Source organism: Pseudomonas trivialis (assembly GCF_001439805.1).
GTDB lineage: Bacteria > Pseudomonadota > Gammaproteobacteria > Pseudomonadales > Pseudomonadaceae > Aquipseudomonas > Aquipseudomonas trivialis.
The window spans coordinates 1-21,056 of record NZ_JYLK01000013.1 but is presented as its reverse complement, the minus strand read 5'-3'; the positions used below and the strand labels follow the sequence as shown (position 1 = coordinate 21,056).

At 60.4% G+C, this 21,056-nt stretch carries 18 protein-coding genes and 1 pseudogene; 6 read left to right on the top strand and 13 right to left on the bottom strand.

Annotated elements, in window-relative coordinates; translation table 11 throughout:
* Positions 1-34: 34 nt before the first annotated feature.
* The 3 genes from TU79_RS18175 to TU79_RS18165 all read right to left on the bottom strand — a co-directional run bounded on the left by TU79_RS18175 (position 35) and on the right by TU79_RS18165 (position 2,908).
* A complete protein-coding gene (locus tag TU79_RS18175) occupies positions 35-721 on the bottom strand; it encodes a GntR family transcriptional regulator (RefSeq protein WP_057009281.1) in 687 nt (228 codons plus the stop codon).
* A 15-nt stretch (positions 722-736) separates the two neighbouring features.
* Positions 737-1,438: a FadR/GntR family transcriptional regulator gene (locus TU79_RS18170; RefSeq protein WP_057009280.1), complete on the bottom strand. Its 702-nt coding sequence runs from the start codon at positions 1,436-1,438 to the stop codon at positions 737-739.
* 159 nt (positions 1,439-1,597) lie between these two features.
* Positions 1,598-2,908, bottom strand: a complete 1,311-nt coding sequence (locus TU79_RS18165) for a C4-dicarboxylate transporter DctA (protein WP_057009279.1) — start codon at positions 2,906-2,908, stop codon at positions 1,598-1,600.
* Positions 2,909-3,139: 231 nt separating this feature from the next.
* Here TU79_RS18165 and TU79_RS18160 point away from each other — a divergent pair, with 231 nt between their 5' ends.
* Positions 3,140-3,769, top strand: a complete 630-nt coding sequence (locus TU79_RS18160; RefSeq protein WP_057009278.1) for a DNA-3-methyladenine glycosylase I — start codon at positions 3,140-3,142, stop codon at positions 3,767-3,769.
* A gap of 61 nt (positions 3,770-3,830) precedes the next feature.
* Here TU79_RS18160 and TU79_RS18155 read toward each other — a convergent pair whose 3' ends face one another.
* From TU79_RS18155 to TU79_RS18145, 3 genes are all read right to left on the bottom strand, one after another.
* The gene (locus TU79_RS18155) at positions 3,831-4,598 is read right to left on the bottom strand and encodes an SDR family oxidoreductase (RefSeq protein ID WP_057009277.1); all 768 of its coding nucleotides are present in this window, start codon (positions 4,596-4,598) and stop codon (positions 3,831-3,833) included.
* Between the two features lie 22 nt (positions 4,599-4,620).
* A complete protein-coding gene (locus TU79_RS18150) occupies positions 4,621-5,688 on the bottom strand; it encodes a phosphotransferase family protein (protein WP_057009276.1) in 1,068 nt (355 codons plus the stop codon).
* A gap of 129 nt (positions 5,689-5,817) precedes the next feature.
* Positions 5,818-6,771, bottom strand: coding sequence for a 2-hydroxyacid dehydrogenase (locus tag TU79_RS18145; RefSeq protein WP_057009275.1), 954 nt, complete (start codon positions 6,769-6,771; stop codon positions 5,818-5,820).
* 223 nt (positions 6,772-6,994) lie between these two features.
* Here TU79_RS18145 and TU79_RS18140 point away from each other — a divergent pair, with 223 nt between their 5' ends.
* The gene (locus tag TU79_RS18140) at positions 6,995-8,272 is read left to right on the top strand and encodes a serine/threonine transporter (RefSeq protein ID WP_057009274.1); all 1,278 of its coding nucleotides are present in this window, start codon (positions 6,995-6,997) and stop codon (positions 8,270-8,272) included.
* A 217-nt stretch (positions 8,273-8,489) separates the two neighbouring features.
* On the opposite strand, the gene acnB is transcribed toward TU79_RS18140, so the two are convergent.
* On the bottom strand, positions 8,490-11,099 hold the full coding sequence (gene acnB / locus TU79_RS18135) for a bifunctional aconitate hydratase 2/2-methylisocitrate dehydratase (protein WP_057009273.1): 2,610 nt from the start codon (positions 11,097-11,099) through the stop codon (positions 8,490-8,492).
* A gap of 686 nt (positions 11,100-11,785) precedes the next feature.
* Positions 11,786-12,649, bottom strand: a complete 864-nt coding sequence (locus tag TU79_RS18130) for a universal stress protein (RefSeq protein ID WP_057009382.1) — start codon at positions 12,647-12,649, stop codon at positions 11,786-11,788.
* A 148-nt stretch (positions 12,650-12,797) separates the two neighbouring features.
* Here TU79_RS18130 and TU79_RS18125 point away from each other — a divergent pair, with 148 nt between their 5' ends.
* The gene (locus TU79_RS18125; RefSeq protein ID WP_057009272.1) at positions 12,798-13,400 is read left to right on the top strand and encodes a MiaE family protein; all 603 of its coding nucleotides are present in this window, start codon (positions 12,798-12,800) and stop codon (positions 13,398-13,400) included.
* Between the two features lie 37 nt (positions 13,401-13,437).
* Here the strand turns inward: TU79_RS18125 and idi are convergent, their stop codons facing one another.
* The gene (idi, locus tag TU79_RS26640) at positions 13,438-14,982 is read right to left on the bottom strand and encodes an isopentenyl-diphosphate Delta-isomerase (RefSeq protein WP_231986833.1); all 1,545 of its coding nucleotides are present in this window, start codon (positions 14,980-14,982) and stop codon (positions 13,438-13,440) included.
* 282 nt (positions 14,983-15,264) lie between these two features.
* Between idi and TU79_RS18110 the strand changes: the two genes are divergently transcribed.
* Positions 15,265-16,293, top strand: a complete 1,029-nt coding sequence (locus tag TU79_RS18110) for a polyprenyl synthetase family protein (protein ID WP_248842905.1) — start codon at positions 15,265-15,267, stop codon at positions 16,291-16,293.
* Here the strand turns inward: TU79_RS18110 and ampC are convergent.
* Positions 16,290-17,447: a class C beta-lactamase gene (ampC, locus tag TU79_RS18105; RefSeq protein WP_057009271.1), complete on the bottom strand. Its 1,158-nt coding sequence runs from the start codon at positions 17,445-17,447 to the stop codon at positions 16,290-16,292. The genes TU79_RS18110 and ampC overlap by 4 nt on opposite strands.
* 148 nt (positions 17,448-17,595) lie before the next feature.
* Between ampC and TU79_RS18100 the strand changes: the two genes are divergently transcribed.
* Positions 17,596-18,780, top strand: a complete 1,185-nt coding sequence (locus TU79_RS18100) for a DUF2252 family protein (RefSeq protein WP_057009270.1) — start codon at positions 17,596-17,598, stop codon at positions 18,778-18,780.
* Here the strand turns inward: TU79_RS18100 and yghX are convergent, their stop codons facing one another.
* Positions 18,781-19,668 carry a YghX family hydrolase gene (gene yghX / locus TU79_RS18095; protein WP_057009269.1) on the bottom strand — a complete coding sequence of 296 codons (888 nt, stop codon included), beginning with the start codon at positions 19,666-19,668 and terminating at the stop codon, positions 18,781-18,783.
* 81 nt (positions 19,669-19,749) lie between these two features.
* A complete protein-coding gene (locus tag TU79_RS18090) occupies positions 19,750-20,181 on the bottom strand; it encodes a nuclear transport factor 2 family protein (protein WP_057009268.1) in 432 nt (143 codons plus the stop codon).
* A 151-nt stretch (positions 20,182-20,332) separates the two neighbouring features.
* Here TU79_RS18090 and TU79_RS18085 point away from each other — a divergent pair, with 151 nt between their 5' ends.
* Positions 20,333-20,545, top strand: coding sequence for a DUF6434 domain-containing protein (locus TU79_RS18085; protein ID WP_057009267.1), 213 nt, complete (start codon positions 20,333-20,335; stop codon positions 20,543-20,545).
* Positions 20,546-20,790: 245 nt separating this feature from the next.
* On the opposite strand, the pseudogene TU79_RS27000 reads toward TU79_RS18085, so the two are convergent.
* Positions 20,791-20,874 (bottom strand): annotated as a pseudogene (locus TU79_RS27000) (hypothetical protein); the annotation flags it as partial.
* Positions 20,875-21,056 lie beyond the last annotated feature (182 nt).

Here is a 21,056-nt window from a genome sequence, read left to right as displayed (position 1 = left end):
GGGGCTTTTCGTTGGAGCTCGATTTGTCTGGAGGTCAGTGGCGTTTGAGCAATTTGTTTTCGAGGTGATCCAGGTATTGGGTCATCAACCTCACGGCCGCGTTTGAGTCGCGCTGTTCGACGGCATCCACAATCGCCCCCTGTTCCTGCCACGCGCAATACGTGCAGGCCCGCGCTTCATAGTGGGCAATCACCAGCGACGTCAACGGCACCAGGCTGTTGAGGAACTGCGCCAGCGGCCCATTGCCTGCCATCACCGCCAGTTGCATATGGAATTCCCCGGACAACCGGATCGCCGACCCACGCTGATCCCGCTCAATGCACTCATGTTCCCGTGCAATCAACTCGCGCAGTGTGCGGATGTGCAGGGGCGTGGCCTGGGCGCAGGCCAACTGCACCACGGTCACTTCGGTCAGTCGCCGGGCTTCGAGAATCTGCCGGGTTTGCTGCGCATCCGGCGTGGCGACCTGGGCGCGCTGGTTGGGACGCAAGAGGATCACGTGCTGATGGGACAGCCGGGTCAGCACTCGACGAATCACGCTGCGGCTCACGCCGAAGGTTTCAGCCAGGCTTTCTTCGGTAAAGCGGCTGGTCGAAACAATGCGGTGTTCGAGGATGGCGTCGAACAGCTGTGAGTAAACGTCGTCTGCCGAGGGCTTTTTACCGGCGATCAGGTGCAGTGCCGGCGCGGTCGGTTGGCGGTGCAGGGCGTGGGCGGTCATGGCCGGTCTCCAAAATCAGCTGCCCGGATGATCGTCCGGGATGGTCAGGGCGATGCCCATGCGCAGGCCTTCCTGAAGGATATGCCGACGCATTTCGGCACTGGCCAGGGCGCTGTTCTTATTGCGGATGGCGCGCACCACGGCTTCGTTTTCCCGCAGGCGTTCGGCCAGGTGCTCCGGTGAATTGCGCAGCACCTGGGCGCTCTGCTTGAGGGCGTTGCGGGTTTGCTGCACGACGTTCTGGAAGATCGGGTTGGCAGTGAGGGCGAACAGCGCTTCATGAAAACCGACGTAGGCGTGCATGCCCGCTTCGGCATCACTGGCATCGAGGGCTTCGCGCATGTCCATCAGGGTCAGGCGCAGTTGGCCGATCTCCTGACTGCTGATCGATTGCGCCACCAGGCCGACAATGAACGGTTCGAGGGTGTAGCGCAGTTGCAGGATATCTTCCAGGCTGGCATCGGCCACGGCGTCGTTCGAGCGCGGCTGGCTGACGCTGTTTTCCAGCACCACCACGCCTTTGCCGGGCATGGACCGCACCAGGCCGAGGGTCTCCAGCACGATCACCGCTTCGCGCAGGCTGGGTCGGCTGATGCCCAGTTGTTCGGCCAGTTCACGCTGACCGGGCAGCATTTCGCCGCGCCGCCACTGGCCGCGCTTGAGGGCGGCGCGCAGTTTTTCCACGACTGAATTGACGACGGTTGAGGTGCTGATCACGTCGATGCCTCCTTAAGTTGCAAACACAGTAGTTATCCCAGTGAAAATCCAGTGTGGGAGGGGGCCTGCTCCCGATCGCGGTGTTTCAGTCACCGGATGTGCAAGCTGGCCCACCGTTATCGGGAGCAAGCCCCCTCCCACAGTGAGTCTGTGTCGCTTTCAGAATTCCTGATGCGCGGGCAACACCGGTTTCTTTGTCTGGAAGGCGTAACCCTGCTCGCCGTCCAGCACCTTGTTGGCGCGCTGGATATCAATGTCTTTTTCCCAGCGCGCGATGGCCACGGTGGCGACGCAGTTGCCGATCAGGTTGGTCAGCGCGCGGCCGATGCCCATGAACCAGTCCACCGCGAGCACCAGCACCAGGCCCACCACTGGAATCGCCGGGATGGCGGTGAGGGTTGCCGCCAGGATCACCAGCGCGGAACCGGGGATGCCGTGGGCACCCTTGGAGGTAATCAGCGACACCAGCAGGATGGTCATCAGGTCGGTCATCGACAGCGGCGTACCGGTGGCGTTGGCGATAAACACGATGGCCAGGGTCAGGTAGATTGAAAACCCGTCGAGGTTGAACGAATAACCGGTAGGAATCACCAGGCCCACGGTGGAACTGCCGATGCCCAGGTGCTCGAGTTTGCGCATCACCTGCGGCAGCACGGCGTCGGAGGAGGCGGTACCCATCACAATCAGCAGCTCTTCGCGCAGGTACTTGAGCAGCGGCAACATGCGCAGGCCCGACAGGCGCATCACCAGGCCGAGAATCAGTGCGACGAAGGCAAAGCAGGTCAGGTAGAACAGGCCCACCAGGCTGCCCAGGTGTTGCAGCGAATCCAGCCCGTAGGTGCTGGTGGTGAACGCGATGGCACCGAACACGCCAATCGGCGCCAGGCGCACAATCATGCCCATGATGCGGAAAATCACATGGCTCAGCTCATTGATCAGCCGCGAGATGCCCGAGGCCGCTTCGCCCACCAGGTTCAGCGCGCTGCCAAACAACACCGAGAACAGCAGCACTTGCAGCACGTTGTTGTCGGCAAAGGCGCCGATCACCGAGTTGGGGATCAGGTCCATCAGAAACTGGCCGGTGCCCTTGAGGTGCTGGCCCTTGTCCGCCAGTTCATTGAGACCTGCGGAGGAGAGCTGGTCCAGATGAATATTGGCGCCCTGGCCGATACCGGTGCTGAACGCCATGATCAGGCCGATCACCAGGGCCACCGTGGTCAGCACCTCAAAGTAGATCACCGACTTGAGGCCGATGCGCCCGACTTTCTTCAGGTCGCCGGCGCCAGAAATACCGCTGACCACCACGCAGAACACGATCAGGCCAATCAGCATCTTGATCAGCTTGATGAAACCGTCACCCAGGGGTTTGAGTTGCGTGGAGAATTCGGGAAGGGCCAGGCCGCAGGCGATGCCGAGCATCAGGCCAATCACGACTTGCAGGAAAATCGAACGCGAGCACCATCTGAGCATGGGAGAAATCCCTATTCGGTGCCCTGGTGGTTCCAGGGCTTAATTGTTGTGGTCATACCGGTAAGTCCAGTGCGCGGCCAGTCTAGGCCAGGTATTTTTGAAATCACAAGCAAATATTTGGCGGTTGACAGGTCCCGGTCTGACCAGTTGGGCGGCAAGGGCGATGCTTGAGCGGTTGGCGGGGTAGAAAAATTTTCGCTTATCATCCGCGCTCGGCATACGAGGTGATGCATGGATCAGGCAGGGCTGACAACTGACGAGACCGGGCGCAGCTTGTGCACGTGGCGTATGGCCGCGCCGGAGTACCTGCGCTACCACGACCATGAATGGGGCGTGCCGGTGGCGGATGATATTCGCCTGTACGAGAAGATCTGTCTGGAGGGGTTTCAGGCGGGGCTGGCGTGGATCACGATCCTGCGCAAGCGCGAGCAGTTCCGGGCGGCGTTCGACGGTTTTGATTTTCGCCGCGTGGCGCAATACGGCGAGGCGGATATCGAGCGGCTGATGCACGACCCCGGCATTGTGCGTAATCGCGCGAAAATCGTGTCCGCCATCAACAATGCGCGCAGGGCCTGCGAGTTGGTGGAGGAGACCGGCTCGCTGGCGCGCTGGCTATGGGCGTTCGAGCCTGGCCCGGACGAGCGCCCGGCGGTGGTGGACATGGCCTACTGGACCGCCAACCCGACCTCGCCGGCGTCGCAGCGGCTGTCCAAAGCCTTGAAGAAGCGCGGCTGGAGCTATGTGGGGCCGACCACGATGTATGCGTTGATGCAGGCGATGGGGATGGTCAACGATCACCTGCAAGGGTGTGCCTGCCGCGAGCACGTCGAAGTGCTGCGGCGCCAGTTCAAACGGCCTTGAGTTCACAGCCTGAACGCGGTTAAAACTGTGGGAGGGGCTTTGTGTGGGGTTCAGGCCAGGGTCAGGAGAGGAAGCCACCGTCCACATTCAGCGAAACACCGGTGGTGTAGCTCGACGCATCGCTGGCCAGGAACAGCACCGCGCCGGCCATTTCGCTCGGGTCGGCCACGCGCTTGAGGGGGATCTGCGCCAGGGCCATTTTCAGGATCGCGTCGTTCTTGACCAGCGCCGAGGCGAATTTGGTGTCGGTCAGGCCCGGCAGCAGGGCGTTGCAACGAATGCCGAACGCCGCGCATTCCTTGGCGAAGACCTTGGTCATGTTGATCACGGCGGCCTTGGTCACCGAGTAGATGCCCTGGAACACTCCCGGCGAAATACCGTTGATGGAGGCGACGTTGATGATGCTGCCGCCGCCGTTGTCGCGCATCAGCTTGCCGGCTTCGACCGACATGAAGAAATAGCCACGGATGTTCACGTCGACGGTCTTCTGGAAGGCGCCGAGGTCGGTGTCCAGCACGTTGCAGAACTGTGGGTTGGTCGCGGCGTTGTTGACCAGGATATCCAGGCGCCCGAATTGCTCGCGGATACCGGCGAATACCTGGGTAATCTGCTCCATTTCACCGATATGACAGGCCACGGCGGTGGCTTTGCCGCCGTCGGCGATGATTGCGTCGGCCACGTGCTGGCAACCTTCAAGCTTGCGGCTGGAAACGATCACATGGGCGCCTTGCTGGGCCAGCAACCGGGCGATGGCCTCGCCGATGCCACGGCTGGCACCGGAGACAAAAGCGATCTTGCCGTCGAGGTCGAACAGTTGGGTCTTGGACATGAGAGTTCCTTGTTGTGAACGATCAGAGCGCGGATTTACCGATGACATTCAGGCTCATCTGCTCCAGCAGTTTGTTCATGTGAATGAACTGCGCAAAGCGTTTGTCCTGGGTCTGGCCATGAAAGAAGCGGTAATAGATCTGCTGCACGATGCCGGCCAGGCGGAACAGGCCGTAGGTGTAGTAGAAGTCGAAATTGTCGATCTGGATGCCGGCGCGTTCGGCGTAGTAGTCGACAAACTCGCGTCGGCTGAGCATGCCCGGCGCGTTGCTCGGCTGGCGCCGCATCAGTTGCACCGGCGCAGGGTCGGCGGCTTCGATCCAGTAGGCGAGGGTGTTGCCCAGGTCCATCAACGGATCGCCCAGCGTGGTCAGTTCCCAGTCCAGCACGCCGATGATCTGCATCGGGTTGTGCGGGTCGAGAATCACGTTATCGAAGCGGTAGTCGTTGTGCACGATGCTGGAGCTGGGATGGTCTGCCGGCATTTTGTCTTCGAGCCAGGCGCGCACGGCTGCCCAGCTTGGTGCGTCGGGTGTCAGGGCTTTTTCGTAGCGGTCGCTCCAGCCGCGGATCTGGCGCTCCACGTAGCCGTGCGGCTTGCCCAGATCCGCGAGGCCGCAGGCGCTGTAGTCCACCTGGTGCAGTTCGACGAACTTGTCGATAAAGCTTTTGCACAAGGCCTCGGTCCTGGGCGTGTCCAGGCCCAGTTCCGACGGCAGGTCGGAGCGCAGGATGATGCCTTGGACGCGTTCCATCACGTAAAACTCGGCGCCGATCACCGCCTCGTCGGTGCAATGCACGTAGGCCTTGGGGCAATAGGGGAAACCGTCCTTGAGCTGGTTGAGAATGCGGTATTCGCGGCCCATGTCATGGGCGGACTTGGCCTTGTGGCCAAAGGGCGGGCGGCGCAGCACGAATTCCTGGCCTGGGTATTCGAGCAGGTAGGTCAGGTTGGACGCGCCACCGGGAAACTGGCTGATCACAGGCGTGCCGCTCAGGCCCGGGATATGGGCCTTGAGGTAGGGATCGATCAGGTTGGCATCAAGCTCTTCGCCTGGGCGAATCCGGGTGGATTGGTCGTTCAGCGCCATGCTTATCCCTTCTGCTTATTCTAACGGCCTTGGACTATTTCCTAATCTAATGCGCACAGCCGCCCAGCGACAAGGTCGGGGCGGCTTAATAGGTTAGCGTGTTGGAGGATGATCAGCGTGCCTGATCGGTCATTTAGTGGGCGCGGGCAGGGCGACCGGCGTGAGTACCGGGCGCCCGGCAAAGTATTCCAGCAGATTGTCGGCCACGCGCTGCACGGTGTCATGCGCGGCTTCCGGCGACAGGCCCGCGACGTGGGAGGTGAGCACGGTATTGCCGAGCTTCTTGAGCGCGTCGGGCACCTTGGGCTCGTCGTCGAACACATCCAGCGCGGCACCGCCAATGCGGCGTTGCTCCAGGGCCGTGACCAGGTCGGCGGTGACCACCACGCTGCCCCGGCCGATGTTGACCAGGTAGCCATTCGGCCCAAGGGCATCCAGGGCGTGGCGATCAATCAGGTGGCGAGTGCCGGCGCCGCCCGGCGTGGCCAGGATCAGGAAGTCCGAGGTGCGCGCCAGCTCCACCGGGGTGGCGCAGTAGGTGTAGTCGACATCATCGCGCGGCTGGCGGTTGTGATAGCTCACCTCCATGCCGAACCCCAGCGACGCGCGCCTGGCGATCTCCAGGCCTACGGCGCCGAGCCCGAGAATGCCCAGTTGCTTGCCGCCCAGGGAAGGGCGCATCACCTTGGGCCATTCACTGCGGCGCACGGCGGCGTCCGTCTGCGGGATGCCGCGCACCAGTGCCAGCAGCAACGCCATGGCGTGATCGGCCACCGAGGGCGCATTCACCCCGGCACCGTTGGTGACCACAATCCCGCGATTGCTGGCGGCCTGCAGGTCGACATGCTCGTAACCGGCGCCAATCACGCAGATGATTTCCAGCACGGGCAGGGCGGCGATTTCCTCGGCATACAAGCCTAACGGGCCGCGGGTGAGCACGGCCTTGATTTGCGCACCGTGGGCCTTGATCGCCTGGACGCGTTCAGCCGGGGTAGGCGCAAGGATCACATGAAAGTCATTGCTCTCGATGATGTGCAGGTATTCGTTGATGGTCTCAACCAGGACCAGGACTGTGGTGGTCATCGCAACGCTCTTGCTGAAGGTTTGAGCGGTTGAGTATAAAACGCATCCGCACGCAAAATCCCACTGCAGGTACGAGCAGCCTGGCCGCGAGCTCACCGTTCCTCAGCTAAGTCTTTGCTTATGCAAAAGAATCCCGGACAATCAGGCCCCTTCCATGGTCGGGGCGCTGCCTGTCAGGTTTTTCTGACTCGTTCCGGCCGTGTCAATGCGGAGATCCGACCGGATGAATGATCAGGCCAATAGCGTCGACGAACGCTATGCAACGACACCTGCAACCCTCTCAAGCTGGAGCCGCCAGGACACCACCTGGATGCTGGGCTTGTTCGGCACGGCGATTGGCGCCGGCACCCTGTTTCTGCCAATCAACGCGGGCCTCGGCGGTTTCTGGCCGCTGGTGATTCTGGCGGTGCTGGCGTTCCCGATGACATTCTTTGCCCACCGTGGCCTGACCCGTTTCGTGCTCTCCGGGCGGGAAGGTTCGGACATCACCGACGTGGTCGAAGAACACTTCGGCATCAAGGCCGGCGCGTTGATCACGCTGTTGTACTTCTTTGCGATCTTCCCGATCCTGCTGATCTACAGCGTCGCGCTGACCAACACGGTCGGCAGTTTCATGGAGCATCAACTGCACATCATGCCGCCGTCACGGGCCATCCTGTCGTTCGTGCTGATCCTGGGCCTGCTGGCCGTGGTGCGTTGCGGCGAGCAGGTAATCGTCAAGGCCATGAGCCTGATGGTGTATCCGTTTATCGTCGCGCTGCTGTTCCTCGCGGTGTACCTGGTGCCGCACTGGACTGGCGGCATTCTCAGCACCGCCAATGAAGTGCCGGCGCCCTCGGCGTTGCTCAACACCTTGTGGCTGGCGATTCCGGTGATGGTGTTCTCGTTCAACCATTCGCCGATCATCTCGGCCTTTGCGGTGGACCAGAAGCGCCAGTACGGCGCCCATGCCGACGAGCGCAGTTCGCAGATCCTGTGTCGCGCCCATGTGCTGATGGTGGTGATGGTGCTGTTCTTCGTGTTCAGTTGCGTGCTGACCCTGTCGCCCGCGCAACTGGCCGAGGCGAAGGCGCAGAACCTGTCGATCCTGTCGTATTTGGCCAACCACTTCGATAACCCGACCATCGCCTTCACAGCCCCGCTGATCGCATTTGTGGCGATTGCCAAGTCGTTTTTGGGCCACTACATCGGCGCCAGCGAAGGCCTCAAGGGTTTGATCGTCAAGACCGGCCGCCGCCCGGCGCCCAAGACCCTGGACCGCATGACTGCTGCTTTCATGCTGGTGGTGTGCTGGATCGTCGCGACGCTTAACCCGAGCATCCTTGGCATGATCGAAACCCTGGGCGGGCCGGTGATTGCCTCGATCCTGTTTTTGATGCCCATGTATGCCATCCGCAAGGTGCCGGCGATGGCCAGGTACCGTGGGCAGGCGTCCAATGTGTTTGTCACGGCGGTGGGGTTGGTGGCGATTACGGCGTTGGTGTATTCGTTTATTGCTTGAGGTTTGACGCAGTCTTCAGGGCTGCTCAACTCTAGAATGTGGGAGGGGGCTTGCTGCCGATGGCGGTGAATCAGTCACTGAAGATATTGACTGAACCACTGCCATCGGCAGCAAGCCCCCTCCCACATTTGTTTTGTGGTTGTTGCTGATACCGGATTCCAGGCATAAAAAAACGCCGCGTACCTTGCGATACGCGGCGTTTTTACGTCACAACACCTTAGGCTTGAATCACCGGGATGTTGGCGCTTGCTGCGATCTTGCGGAACTCGGCGATCTGGTCGAAGTTCAGGTAGCGGTAGACGTCACTGGCCATGGTGTCCAGTTTCGCCGCGTAGCCCATGTACTCTTCGACAGTCGGCAAGCGACCCAGGGTAGACGCGACTGCCGCCAGCTCGGCCGAGGCCAGGTAGACGTTGGCGCCATCGCCCAGACGGTTCGGGAAGTTACGGGTCGACGTAGAGACAACCGTCGAGTTCGGCTCAACCCGTGCCTGGTTACCCATGCACAGCGAGCAGCCCGGCATTTCCATGCGCGCGCCAGCCTTGCCGTAGATGCCGTAGTAGCCTTCTTCAGTCAGTTGGTGAGCGTCCATCTTGGTCGGCGGCGACAGCCACAGACGGGTTGGCAGCTGACCCTTGACCTGCTCCAGCAGCTTGCCGGCCGCGCGGAAGTGACCGATGTTGGTCATGCACGAACCGATGAACACTTCGTCGATCTTCTCGCCGGCAACGCTGGACAACAGACGGGCATCGTCCGGGTCGTTCGGGGCGCAGAGGATCGGCTCGTTGATTTCCGACAGGTCGATCTCGATGATTTCGGCGTATTCGGCGTCGGCATCGGCTTCCATCAGCTCCGGGTTGGCCACCCAGGCTTCCATCGCTTGGGCGCGACGTTCCAGGGTGCGCGGGTCGCCGTAGCCTTCGCCGATCATCCAGCGCAGCAGGGTGATGTTGGAGTTCAGGTACTCGGTGACCGACGCTTTGGACAGTTTGATGGTGCAACCGGCAGCCGAACGTTCGGCCGAGGCGTCGGACAGCTCGAACGCCTGCTCCAGCGTCAGGTCGTTCAGGCCTTCGATTTCCAGAATGCGGCCGGAGAAGGCGTTTTTCTTGCCTTTCTTTTCTACGGTGAGCAAGCCGGACTGGATCGCGTAGTAAGGGATGGCATGCACCAGGTCACGCAGGGTGATGCCAGGCTTCATCTTGCCTTTGAAACGCACCAGGATCGATTCCGGCATGTCCAGCGGCATGACGCCAGTGGCGGCGGCGAACGCCACCAGACCGGAACCGGCCGGGAACGAGATGCCCATCGGGAAACGGGTGTGGGAGTCACCACCGGTGCCGACGGTGTCCGGCAGCAGCATGCGGTTCAGCCAGCTGTGGATGATGCCGTCGCCTGGACGCAGCGATACACCGCCACGGGTCATGATGAAGTCAGGCAGGGTGTGGTGGGTGGTCACGTCGATCGGCTTTGGATAGGCCGCGGTGTGGCAGAAGGACTGCATCACCAGATCGGTCGAGAAGCCCAGGCACGCCAGGTCTTTGAGCTCGTCACGGGTCATGGGACCGGTGGTGTCCTGGGAGCCGACGGTAGTCATCTTCGGTTCGCAGTAGGTGCCCGGACGGACGCCTTTGCCTTCCGGCAGGCCGCAGGCCTTGCCGACCATCTTCTGCGCCAGGGTGAAACCCTTGCCGGTGTCGACAGGCGCTTCAGGCAGCTTGAACAGGTCGGTAGGGCCCAGGCCCAGTTCGGCACGGGCCTTGTCGGTCAGGCCACGGCCGATGATCAGCGGAATACGGCCACCGGCGCGGACTTCGTCCAACAGCACCGGGGTCTTCATTTCGAAGGTGGTGATGACTTCGTCGGTACCGTGCTTGCAGACCTTGCCGGCGTGCGGGTACAGGTCGATCACGTCGCCCATGTTGATGTTGCTGACATCGAATTCGATCGGCAGAGCGCCCGCATCTTCCATGGTGTTGTAGAAGATCGGTGCGATTTTGCTGCCGAAGCAGAAGCCGCCGGCGCGCTTGTTCGGCACGTAAGGGACGTCGTCGCCGAAGAACCACAGCACCGAGTTGGTGGCCGATTTACGCGACGAACCGGTACCGACCACGTCACCGACGTAGGCGATCGGGAACCCCTGGCCGCGCATCTCTTCGATCTGCCTCATCGGGCCGGTCTTGCCTTGCTCGTCCGGCACGATGCCTTCGCGGGCCATTTTCAGCATGGCCAGGGCGTGCAGCGGGATATCAGGGCGCGACCAGGCGTCCGGTGCCGGCGACAGGTCGTCGGTGTTGGTTTCGCCGGTGACCTTGAACACGCGCAGGCTGATCTTGTCGGCCAGGGTAGGGCGGTTGCGGAACCATTCGCCGTCAGCCCAGGACTGGATCACGCCTTTGGCATGCTCGTTGCCGTTTTTGGCTTTTTCAGCCACGTCGTGGAATGCGTCGAACATCAGCAGGGTGTGCTTGAGCTGGGCGGCCGCGACAGGCGCCAGCGTGGCGTCGTCCAGCAGCTCGACCAGTGTCACGATGTTGTAGCCGCCTTGCATGGTGCCAAGCAGTTCAACGGCGCGTTTTTTGTCGATCAGGGGAGAAGTGGCTTCGCCCTTGGCCAGGGCGGAAAGGAAACCGGCCTTGACGTAGGCGGCTTCGTCAACGCCTGGTGGAATGCGGTTGGTGATCAGGTCAACGAGGAATGCTTCTTCGCCGGCAGGAGGATTTTTCAGCAGCTCGACCAGGCCTGCGGTTTGTTCGGCGTTAAGCGGCTGGGGAACAATACCCAGGGCTGCACGCTCTTCGATATGTTTGCGGTAGGCTTCAAGCACAGTTATTACCCTCATCAGTGGTCCCACGGGACGCTCATCCAGAAATGATCGGCACGCGTGCGCTCGGGGGCTTTTTGGGCCGCAAAGCCAGCGCTGCCGGCATTTCTCACAGAAGCTGCTTTCAAAGTTTTACGCCTGCAGAACGAAACTGATGAGGGTTGGCGAGGGCATGACCTACCGAGTCATTGACCATCGCCAACACCGTTCTGAAGGAACGACTGTGCTCGTGACGCTTTGAAAACAGCTTCCAGCGGATTATTGGCGCCTTACAAGGCCGGGTGATTCTACGGCAAAAAAAAACTAAAGGTAAGTTGCCTGGCCAAGTTTGCCGGGTGATAGGGCTTAGACATAGGGCTAACATGGCCGCCTGTTTCGCTGGTTTGTGCAGTGCCCTCTCATCAGATGACGTCAGGATGCACCCACACGCCTGTGGCGAGCGGGCTTGCCCTAATGCCGTTCAGTTAAGCGCAGATTCCCTTTGGCGAGCAGGCTTGTCCTGCGTTGGGCTGCGCAGCAGCCCCAAAACCAGGCGCTGAGCCGTATCAGGTACACCGCGTTTTGCTGGATTGGGGACGCTTCGCACCCCAACGCGGGGCAAGCCCGCTCGCCACAAACGCTTCAGTTTGGCGGGCGGCAGCGCTCAGTCGAAGACTGGGTGCCGCCGCTCACCGTTGATCTTCATCGTCTCAGGACTTGACGGCCAACGCTTCGAGGTGATCCATCAGCGCCTGCGGTTTGAGTACCAGCACATCGCTCTCCACCGCATCGAGCACCACCTCCGCCGTATTGCCAATCAACGCCCCGGAAATCCCGGTGCGCGCCACAGTGCCGATGATCGTCACTGCCGCCTGCCATTTGTGTGCCGCGAACGGAATCAACACATCGGCCGGGCCTTCCTCGATGTGCAGGTGCGCGTCGTCCACATCGAATTGCGCCTGGAACGCCTTGCACTGTTCGCGATAACGCGCTGCGATGGTTTCCCTGAGCTGGAACGTCGGATCGGCCGCCGCCAGCATCGGCGACGGATGCGCGCTGATCACATGCAGTTGCGCCTTGGCCAGGCTGGCAATATCGAACCCGTAATCGATGATCGCATCGTGCAGTGCGCGATGTTCGCTGTCGGTATTGCCCACATCGATCGCGGCCAGGATCACGCCACCGCTCCACGGTGTGGCCGTTTTCACCAGCAGCACCGGCGTCGGGCAGTAGCGCAGCAGCTTCCAGTCCGCCGGGGTCAGCAGGGCCTTTTTCAGCGGGCTGTCGGGCAAGTGCTGCTTGATCACCAGGCCGCAACCCTCGGCCTGCTGCACATCGATGATGGTGTCATGCAGGCTGTCGTTCCACGCCTGTTCGGTGGTGACGCTGTAGCCGTCCTCGCGCAAGCCGGCCTTGAGCTGGCTTAGCAGCGCCGAATGCTCGTGCCGCTTGTCGCACACCAGCAAGTGCAGGTGCGCGCCGGTCACCCCGGCGATCAGCCTGGCGCGCTTGAGGGCCAGGCTGTCGGTATGTTCGGGCTCTATGATCACCAGGATGCTGCGGATGGCTTGCATGGTCGGCACCTTCAGAAACGTGGACTGCAACAACTATAGTTGCTGCCCGGCATTCGTCATCTTGATGCACATCAAGGTGGGCGGCTGGTGGTCTGCGGTGCGCTCGGTATAATCGGCGCCCTTTTGTGATCCTTTGCCCGTGAGCCCGATGACCCTGCCCGACATCCACGAATTCCTCGGTTGCCGCACCCCCGATGCCTGGGTCCAGGCCGCGCTGGCCGATCAGGACACCCTGCTGATCGACCACAAGAACTGTGAGTTCAAGGCGGCCAGTACCGCCCTCAGCCTGATCGCCAAGTACCACGGCCATGTGGATCTGATCAACATGATGTCGCGCCTGGCCCGCGAAGAACTGGTGCACCACGAACAAGTCATGCGCCTGATCAAGAAGCGCAAGGTCGAGCTGCGCCAGCTGTCGGCCGGCCGCTACGCCTCGGCCTTGCGCAAGGTGGTGCGTAACCACGAGCCGGTCAAGCTGGTGGACACGCTGTTGGTGGGCGCCTTTATCGAAGCGCGCAGTTGCGAGCGTTTCGAAGCCCTGGTGCCGCATCTGGATGAAGAACTCGGCACGTTCTACTTCGGTTTGCTGAAGAGCGAGGCGCGCCATTTCCAGGGTTATCTGAAGCTTGCGTATCAGTACGGCGATGCCGCTGACATCGCCCAGGTCATCGAGCGGGTGAGGGCGGCGGAACAGGAGCTGATCGAGTCAACCGATGTCGAGTTCCGCTTTCACAGTGGCGTGCCGGCCTGAGGCGTTGTTGCGCTTTAATCAAGGCGTCGTGACTGCGCTAGCCTGCAAAGCGCACTGATTGATAGCGTGGCGCCATCAAATGCCACGCAATGTTGCCACGCCATTGGTCATGCAGTGCCTGGGCGCATAGCATGGCCCGTTCCTGTGCACGTTCGTCGTAGCCTGAAGCAGCGAGGCGTCCGGGCAGGAGGGTCTGCGCGCTCATGAACCGTCTGGCCCACTGATCGATGCGGTGTGACACCTCAAGCGCCGCCTGCTCCGGCGAGTAGCCCTGGGTGTGCCGCAAGTGCGTCACCAGGTTGTAGATGTCCTCATCGGGATTTTCCATCATTCGAAATGAAAGCAGATCATTCACTGATTTCAGAAGGTTCAAGGCCAGGCTTCTGAGCTCTTGCCACGCAGGGCTGTAATAAACAGCTGAGGGCAGCTGAATGTTCTGCGCCAGGTAGATGAACTCGAGGCACACCTGGAATCCGCCTGCGTTTTGCCAAAGACTTTCATAGCCCTCGACGCCGGGCTGCGTGCCCTGTGCGCGGTGCATCAGCGTAACAAGGCAGGGCGCCAGGTAGGCTAAATATTGCTCGCCGACCCGCTGCTTCCATAACGGCGACATCAGGCGGCCCGCGCGCCGGATTATGTCTGCAAGCCCAACCGCAAGCGGTTGACGGCTCGTCGTGTTAGGTGTGAATGCGTGGTTGTAGATCCCTCGCAATTGGCGCTCAAGGGATTCGGGGTCCGTGCAGTCCTCATCAGTAAGGTTGTCCTGGCAACAGAACCAGCCCAGCAGATCAGAGGCGATGAACAGGATTTCCGAAGAGACATTGCTCCACATGTAACCTGCAAAGGTGCCGGGAATATAAATGTCCAATCGTCGAATTGTTTCCGGGCTGTCTTCCAGCCCTAGATTCCTGAGCCACTGTCGAGTGTGCTGCTGAGCTTCATTCGCAAGAGGGTGCAGGGGATAAACCGCTTTTTCGAGCCAGTCAGGTAAATGAAAGGGGTCGGCCTTTTGTCGAAAGCGGTTTGCGGGCAATGTTTTTGGGGGCTGGGGCACTGGCGCTGCCCAGGAGGCCATCTCGCTCAAGTCCACGCGCTGGACGATGGTGCGGAACCAGACAGTGAACGTCTCGGGAAAATTGTTCAGTTCATCGTACAGTTCTTCTGGATGAACCCAGCGCCATGCCTTGGCCTCATTGGGGTTCGCAATGGGGTCCATGGCACTCTCGCCCACCAGCACATGATCATATTCGTACTCGGTCAAGCCGCCCGGCACCGGTTCATTGTAGATCAGCGCAAAGCGCTGGCTTAGCTCGCAGGCCATCCCCATTTCTTCGGATAACCTTCGTTTGGCCGCGTCCAGGATTGTTTCACCGAGGCGCGGATGCCCACAACAGGCGTTAGTCCATAAACCCGGGGAGTGATATTTTGCATCGGCACGTTGTTGCAGCAGCAAGCGGCGTTTGTGATCAAAAATAAATATCGAAAAAGCGCGGTGCAGTAGCCCTTGTTGATGAGCGTGCAGTTTTCCGGCAACACCGATCTGCCGATCCTGCGTGTCCACCAGTATTAGTAAGTCTTCCATGTTCGGCTGGTCTCATGAGTTGCGTATAAGACTTATAGGCGCGATTAGTGCGAAGGTCAGTCAGTGGCTTATACGGATTTCAAATGATCAGCGGCATTTTTATGATAATGCACGATTTAACGATGGCCGATGAGTGCGCGAGTTTACCGTCGTGCTATAGCGTTTTGCTGTGAGCGTTATATTGAAAAGGTATACAGGCGCCTTGTTGCGATTTCAAAAATGGCTGCTAGGTTGATTACAAGTAACCCTGTTGTGAACGTAGAGCAGTGACCTGTTGTGTTGATGGTCTTTTACGCGTGGGAAATCCGCAGTATAGAGCGTGAGAACGGACTCCTCACTCCATCAGCTGAAGAGGCTCTGCAAATGGTTAAGCCATTCCCTACGTTTGACGACGCGTGGTATCGCAATGCCAAGGCTCAGTGGTTCGAGCCTTTCAATTATCAGGCTGCCGCCAGTGGCAAGCGGGTGCGCACAGAGCTTGCGTGGGCACTTTCGGCGATGTACGGCCTGTATGCGGCCCAGACGCATGTGTTGTGCGACGCCATCGAAGGTATGAACCTGTCATCATTGGTGCATGACGATCTGCTTGACGGTGACACTGTCCGCCGAGGCATTCCGACTGTCTGGAAGCAATATGGCGCAGGCGTCGCGATTGTTTCAGGTATGTGTGGCTATCTGGAAGGGCTTCAACGCCTGGCCGAACTTAATGAGTTGAGCGTGGTACGTGCCGGTATAAAAAGTCTCGAGCGTTTGCATGTCGGTCAATACCTTGATGCCCAGGCGAGTGACGCAAGCCAACTGCCGACGCTGGAAGAGTACGCGCTCATTGCACAGGCCAACACAAGTTGTTTTTTTGTATTCCTGCTGGAGGCGTGTCAATGCTTGAAGCCTTTGGATCAACGCTCATTGGCTTTACTGAACACCATGATGCACCTTCTCGGTGTGTATTATCGATACGTTAATGACTACTGCGATTTAAATCATGTTCCGCACTTTGCAAAAAAAGGTTTTGCCAACGATCTGGAGGGAGGACCAAAATCTTTTTTAATGATTCTTGCCGGCGATTCACTGCTTAAAGGTCAGCGGACGTCCGATCAAAAGAAAGATATTATTCGCAACTATGGCGACGCGGGCGTGTTCGACACTGCACTGACACTGATGGAAGAGACCTATAACCAAATTCTGGATTACTTGAATGCCATCAAACAGCACGATGACAGCCTCGATGTTCGCGCGCTCGAGGCCTTTTTGCGTGACATCCATTTTCAGCAGAGCCCCGATGAGAATTACTACCAGCGCATGCTTGCCTAGGGTTGCCCGTCTCGGTGGTCGATCCGTGCGAATACGGTGTGGGCTAATTTGATCCGTTCGCTGTTCGGGTAGTTTCTGTTCGCCAGTATCACTACGCCCCTGCGCTTGCTCGGCACATACGCCACATAGGCACCGAAGCCATTGGTGGAACCTGTCTTGTTCACCAGGGTATCCGCGTGGGGAGGCTGGGGGGGTGTCAGCCAATTGACCTTGTGCGGCTCAACGGCCATTTGTGTGGAGTTGCCGTCAATCAGGGCGTCCAGCGGGATCGGATACGGATACATTTCCCAGCCCAGACCCTGGGTCATGCCATCGACGGTGTAGTAACCGGTATGGGTAAGCGTCAACGCGCTGCGTATCAGTTTTTGCTGGCTGGCCGGGTTCATGTTGACTTCGACGTAGTGAAGCAGGTCGGCTGCGCTGGTCTTGATGCCATAGGCTTCACTGTCCATTGCGCCTGCGCCAACGCGGACTGGTTTTCCTTCTTTATCATAGCCTTGTGCGTACAAATTCATCTGATTTAGAGGCACCTTCAAGAAGGTATGCGTCAGCCCCAGCGTGGGAAGCAAGGTCTTTTCCATGAGCTGATCGAACGGCTGCCCCAAGCTTCGCGCCGCCAGATAACCAAACAGGCCCAGGCTCGGATTGGAATACAGGCGCTGGGTGCCAGGGGCGAACGCGGGTTGCCACTGCTGGTAATAGCTGATCATGCGCTGGCTGTTATCCGCCTCCTGGGGAAATTGCAGCGGCAGGCCGCCAGCGGTGTAGGTGCCCAGGTTCAGTACGCTGATGTGGTCGAACCGGCCGCCGGCGAGCGCCGGCAGGTAGTGGCTGGCAGGCTGGTCGAGGGTCAGTTTGCCAGCGGCCACGGCGTAGCCGGCGAGGGTGGCGGTGAAGGTTTTGCTCACCGAACCGACTTCAAACAGGGTGTTCTCGCTGACCGGTTGCCCGCTTTGCTTGTCCGCCACGCCGTAGCTGAAATACTGCGCTTTGCCGTCCTGCAGCACCCCAACGACCAGACCGGGGATGGCTTGCTGTTGCATCAGCGGCTTGACGCTGGCGTCCACCACAGCGCGCAGGTCGGTGGCGGCCAGGCAGTGGCTTGCGCCAATGAGCAGCGCAAGGGCCGTGACAGAGGGGATGAATCGAGGCATGGGTCGCTTCCATGGCAGATAAGAGGGTGGGCAAGTTTCGCAAATACCGGGTGTTTACCCCAGCCCTCGGGTAAAACCTTTTACGAAACATAATGAAACATTTGCCGGCCCGCGCAGCTCTATCGCTACACCCGTATCGAGTCCGTCAATGAAAACGCCGCGTCCTTCCGCCCGCATGCCGCACCTCACCCAACTGCGTAACCTCAAGATGGCCCGTTCTGCCCATGCCTATGTGCGCGGCAGTACCGTCCAATTCTACGAGTGGCTGCACAGCCTGCCCGGTCGACGTTTGCCCAGCGGGCCGCCGATCTGGATCTGTGGCGATTGCCACGCGGGCAACCTGGGGCCGACCGGCGACAACAACGGTCGCATCGACATGCACATCCGCGATCTCGACCAGACCGTGATCGGCAACCCGGCCCATGACCTGGTGCGCCTGGCGTTATCCCTGGCCACCGCCGCGCGGGGCTCGGACCTGCCCGGGGTGACCACGGCCCGCATGCTCGAAGAAATGATGCTGGGCTACGCGCAGGCCTTCAAGGACAAGCCGGATGAAGTGCCGCCACGGCCGTCCCAGGTCAAGGCCGGGATGCGCAGCGCGGTGGAGCGTACCTGGAAGCACCTGGCCCGCGAGCGCATTGACGACGTGCGCCCGACGATCCCTTTGGGCAAGCACTTTTGGGCATTGTCCCGCGCGGAAAAAAGCGCGCTGCAGGCCTTGTGCGGCTCCGATGAGTTGCATCACCTGGTGACTTCGCTCAAGGGGCGGCCCAAGGACGCCAAGGTCGAATTGATGGACTCGGCCTATTGGGTCAAGGGTTGCAGCTCGCTTGGCCTGTTGCGTTACGCGGCGCTGTTGCGTGTGGGCGACAAGGACGATCAGGAATACTGCCTGATCGACATCAAGGAGGCGGTCGGTGCAGCGGCACCGCGCGCAGCCCGCGCAAAAATGCCACGGGACAACGGCCGGCGCGTGGTGGAGGGCGCCCGTCAGCTGTCACCGGGGTTGGGTGAGCGCATGCTGGCAACGCGTTTTCTGGACCATGGTTTTTTCATCCGCGAGCTGTTGCCCCAGGACATGAAGCTGGAGCTGGACGAATTGAGTGAGATCGACGCCATGCACGCCGCTGGTTACCTGGCGCGCGTGGTTGGCATCGCCCATGCCCGGCAAATGGATCGGGCGACGCGCAGGGACTGGATGGCCATGTTGCAGGAAAACCGCTCACGGCAGCTGGATGCACCGTCCTGGTTATGGACCAGCGTGGTGCAACTGGTGGGCAGCCACGAGCAGGGCTACCTCGACCATTGTCGGCGGTATGCGCTGGAACACTGATCAGACCAGGTATTTATTGAACCAGCCCAGGGTGCGCTCCCACGCCAGATTCGCCGCCGCTTCGTCGTACCGTGGCGTCGAGTCGTTGTGAAAACCGTGGTTGGCGCCCTTGTAGATGAACGCCTCGTAATGCGTGCCGGCCGCCTTCAGCGCCTGTTCATAGGCCGGCCAGCCTTCGTTGATCCGCGTGTCCAGTTCGCCGTAATGCAGCATGAGCGGCGCCTTGATGCGCGGCACATCCCTGGCCTCGGGCTGGCGGCCGTAGAACGACACGGCGGCGCCCAGCTCCGGGTAGGCCACCGCTGCCGCATTGGTCACGCCGCCGCCGTAGCAGAAGCCGGTGATGCCGACCTTGCCGGTGCTGCTGTCGTGGTGCATCAGCCATTCGATGGCGGCGAAGAAGTCGTTCATCAGTTTGGTCGGATCGACGGTTTGTTGCAGCGCGACGCCTTTTTCGTCGTTGCCGGGATAGCCGCCCACGGAGGTCAGGCCATCGGGCGCCAGGGCGATAAAACCGGCCTTGGCCAGGCGTCGGGCGACGTCTTCGATGTAGGGGTTCAGGCCACGGTTTTCGTGGACCACCACCACCGCCGGCAACTTGCCTGCGACTTTCGCAGGGCGCACCAGATAGCCGCGCACCGTGCCGTTGCCCTTGGGCGAGGGGTAGGTGATGTAGTCGGCCACAATGTCCGGGTCGGTAAATTTCACCTGCTCGGCCAACGCATAGTTGGGGCTCAACGCCGCAAGCAGCGCCGAAGCGGTCAGGCCGCCGAAGGTGAACAGCGCGGCGCGGTCGAGAAACTCGCGACGGTTGAGCTTGCCATGGGCGTAACCGTCGTAGAGTTCCAGCAGTTCGGGGGCGAAGTCTTTGGCGGTGAGACGAGTCATCGGTGCACTCCTCGATTGGCGATGGCAAGCACTATAGACCAACGCGGGCCACCGCCCGGATGCGTGTCGATGTGCGTCGGGTCAGTACTTGTAAGCCTGACGACCGATCAACAGCCACTTGCCTTTCTGCTTCTGCCAGACCTGGAAGTTGTCGATATCGGTCGGCACCTCGACGCCGCTGTTCACCGCCAGGGCGTGAAAGTGATTGCGCACCAAGGCGGTGTCGCCGTTCAGGGTGATGGTCTGGTTCTGCATTTCGAGGGTCTTGAACGCGCTGACGTGGTTTTCCAGGTCGGCGATAAATTGCGCCTTGGTCTGCACCTTGCCGCTGGAGTGACCGTAGGTGAGGTTGTCGGAGGTCAGCGCGTTGAGCTGTTTGAGGTCCAGGTGCAGCATGGCCTGGGTTAATTGATCGACGGCCCGGGCAACCTCTTTTTCGGCAGGGGCAGGCGCGGCGACGACGTAGCCGGTGAACAGACACAGAAAACCGATCAGCACTTTGAACGTTTGCATGGAGATTCCTTATTGTTGTGGGAACGCACACTCACCAAGTGGGTTGTCGTACAACCATGCAATAGATTCGGAAGGTAAGGAAAGTGAATTTTTGAAATATCTTGAAAGGACTATGCTGATGCCCAATCACCCGATACCTGCGAGAGCCCGAATGGAATTCAACTGGCACAGCGACCGACTTACCCGCGCCACGCCTGTCACCTCAGGCTACAAGAACACTCAGAACGTACGCCGATTCATGCTTGAGCAGTGTGGTGCGGCGTTCAAGTTTGATCGGTCGTTCATGGCCTGGATCCGCAACGGCACGCCCAAGACACTGGGTGATGCAGTGGACGAATGGCAACGCCGGCAAGCCGACGTTTAAACCTCTGTAGACAAGGCTCTTGTGGCGAGCGGGCTTGCCCCGGGGGCGTTTCGCGACCCTCGAATTTGTATTCAGCCTGTCATTCAGTCGCCAGCGGCGGCGTACGCGGCGGCACCCGGCGCTTGCTGCCGATGGCTTCATACGCCGCAGCAAAACGCAGCAGCTAAATCCTGGCAAACAGGGCGTTGTGGCAAGCCGGCTTGCCACGGGGGCGTTTCGCGATCCTCGAATTTGTATTCAGCCTGTCATTCAGTCGCCAACGGCGGCGTACGCGGCGGCACCCGGCGCTTGCTGCCGATGGCTTCATACGCCGCAGCAAAGCGCAGCAGCTAAATCCTGGCAAACAGGGCGTTGTGGCGAGCGGGCTTGCCCCGCGTTGGGCTGCGAAGCAGCCCCAGTAAAGACGAATGCGCTGTATCAGGCACTCCCTGGGCCTGGTTTTGGGGCTGCTGCGCAGCCCCGCGCGGGGCAAGCCCGCTCGCCACGGGGCGTTTCGCGATCCTCGAATTTG

Excerpts from the sequence above, each read along its gene's own strand:
- TU79_RS18165 (WP_057009279.1), bottom strand. The coding sequence starts at position 2,908 with ATGCTCAGATGGTGCTCGCGTTCGATTTTCCTGCAAGTCGTGATTGGC.
- idi (WP_231986833.1), bottom strand. The coding sequence starts at position 14,982 with ATGGAAGACTTACTAATACTGGTGGACACGCAGGATCGGCAGATCGGT.
- TU79_RS18160 (WP_057009278.1), top strand. The coding sequence starts at position 3,140 with ATGGATCAGGCAGGGCTGACAACTGACGAGACCGGGCGCAGCTTGTGC.
- TU79_RS18125 (WP_057009272.1), top strand. The coding sequence starts at position 12,798 with ATGACCCTGCCCGACATCCACGAATTCCTCGGTTGCCGCACCCCCGAT.
- TU79_RS18090 (WP_057009268.1), bottom strand. The coding sequence starts at position 20,181 with ATGCAAACGTTCAAAGTGCTGATCGGTTTTCTGTGTCTGTTCACCGGC.
- TU79_RS18175 (WP_057009281.1), bottom strand. The coding sequence starts at position 721 with ATGACCGCCCACGCCCTGCACCGCCAACCGACCGCGCCGGCACTGCAC.
- TU79_RS18130 (WP_057009382.1), bottom strand. The coding sequence starts at position 12,649 with ATGCAAGCCATCCGCAGCATCCTGGTGATCATAGAGCCCGAACATACC.
- ampC (WP_057009271.1), bottom strand. The coding sequence starts at position 17,447 with ATGCCTCGATTCATCCCCTCTGTCACGGCCCTTGCGCTGCTCATTGGC.
- TU79_RS18085 (WP_057009267.1), top strand. The coding sequence starts at position 20,333 with ATGGAATTCAACTGGCACAGCGACCGACTTACCCGCGCCACGCCTGTC.
- TU79_RS18145 (WP_057009275.1), bottom strand. The coding sequence starts at position 6,771 with ATGACCACCACAGTCCTGGTCCTGGTTGAGACCATCAACGAATACCTG.
- TU79_RS18140 (WP_057009274.1), top strand. The coding sequence starts at position 6,995 with ATGAATGATCAGGCCAATAGCGTCGACGAACGCTATGCAACGACACCT.
- TU79_RS18150 (WP_057009276.1), bottom strand. The coding sequence starts at position 5,688 with ATGGCGCTGAACGACCAATCCACCCGGATTCGCCCAGGCGAAGAGCTT.
- TU79_RS18100 (WP_057009270.1), top strand. The coding sequence starts at position 17,596 with ATGAAAACGCCGCGTCCTTCCGCCCGCATGCCGCACCTCACCCAACTG.
- TU79_RS18110 (WP_248842905.1), top strand. The coding sequence starts at position 15,265 with ATGGTCTTTTACGCGTGGGAAATCCGCAGTATAGAGCGTGAGAACGGA.
- yghX (WP_057009269.1), bottom strand. The coding sequence starts at position 19,668 with ATGACTCGTCTCACCGCCAAAGACTTCGCCCCCGAACTGCTGGAACTC.
- TU79_RS18155 (WP_057009277.1), bottom strand. The coding sequence starts at position 4,598 with ATGTCCAAGACCCAACTGTTCGACCTCGACGGCAAGATCGCTTTTGTC.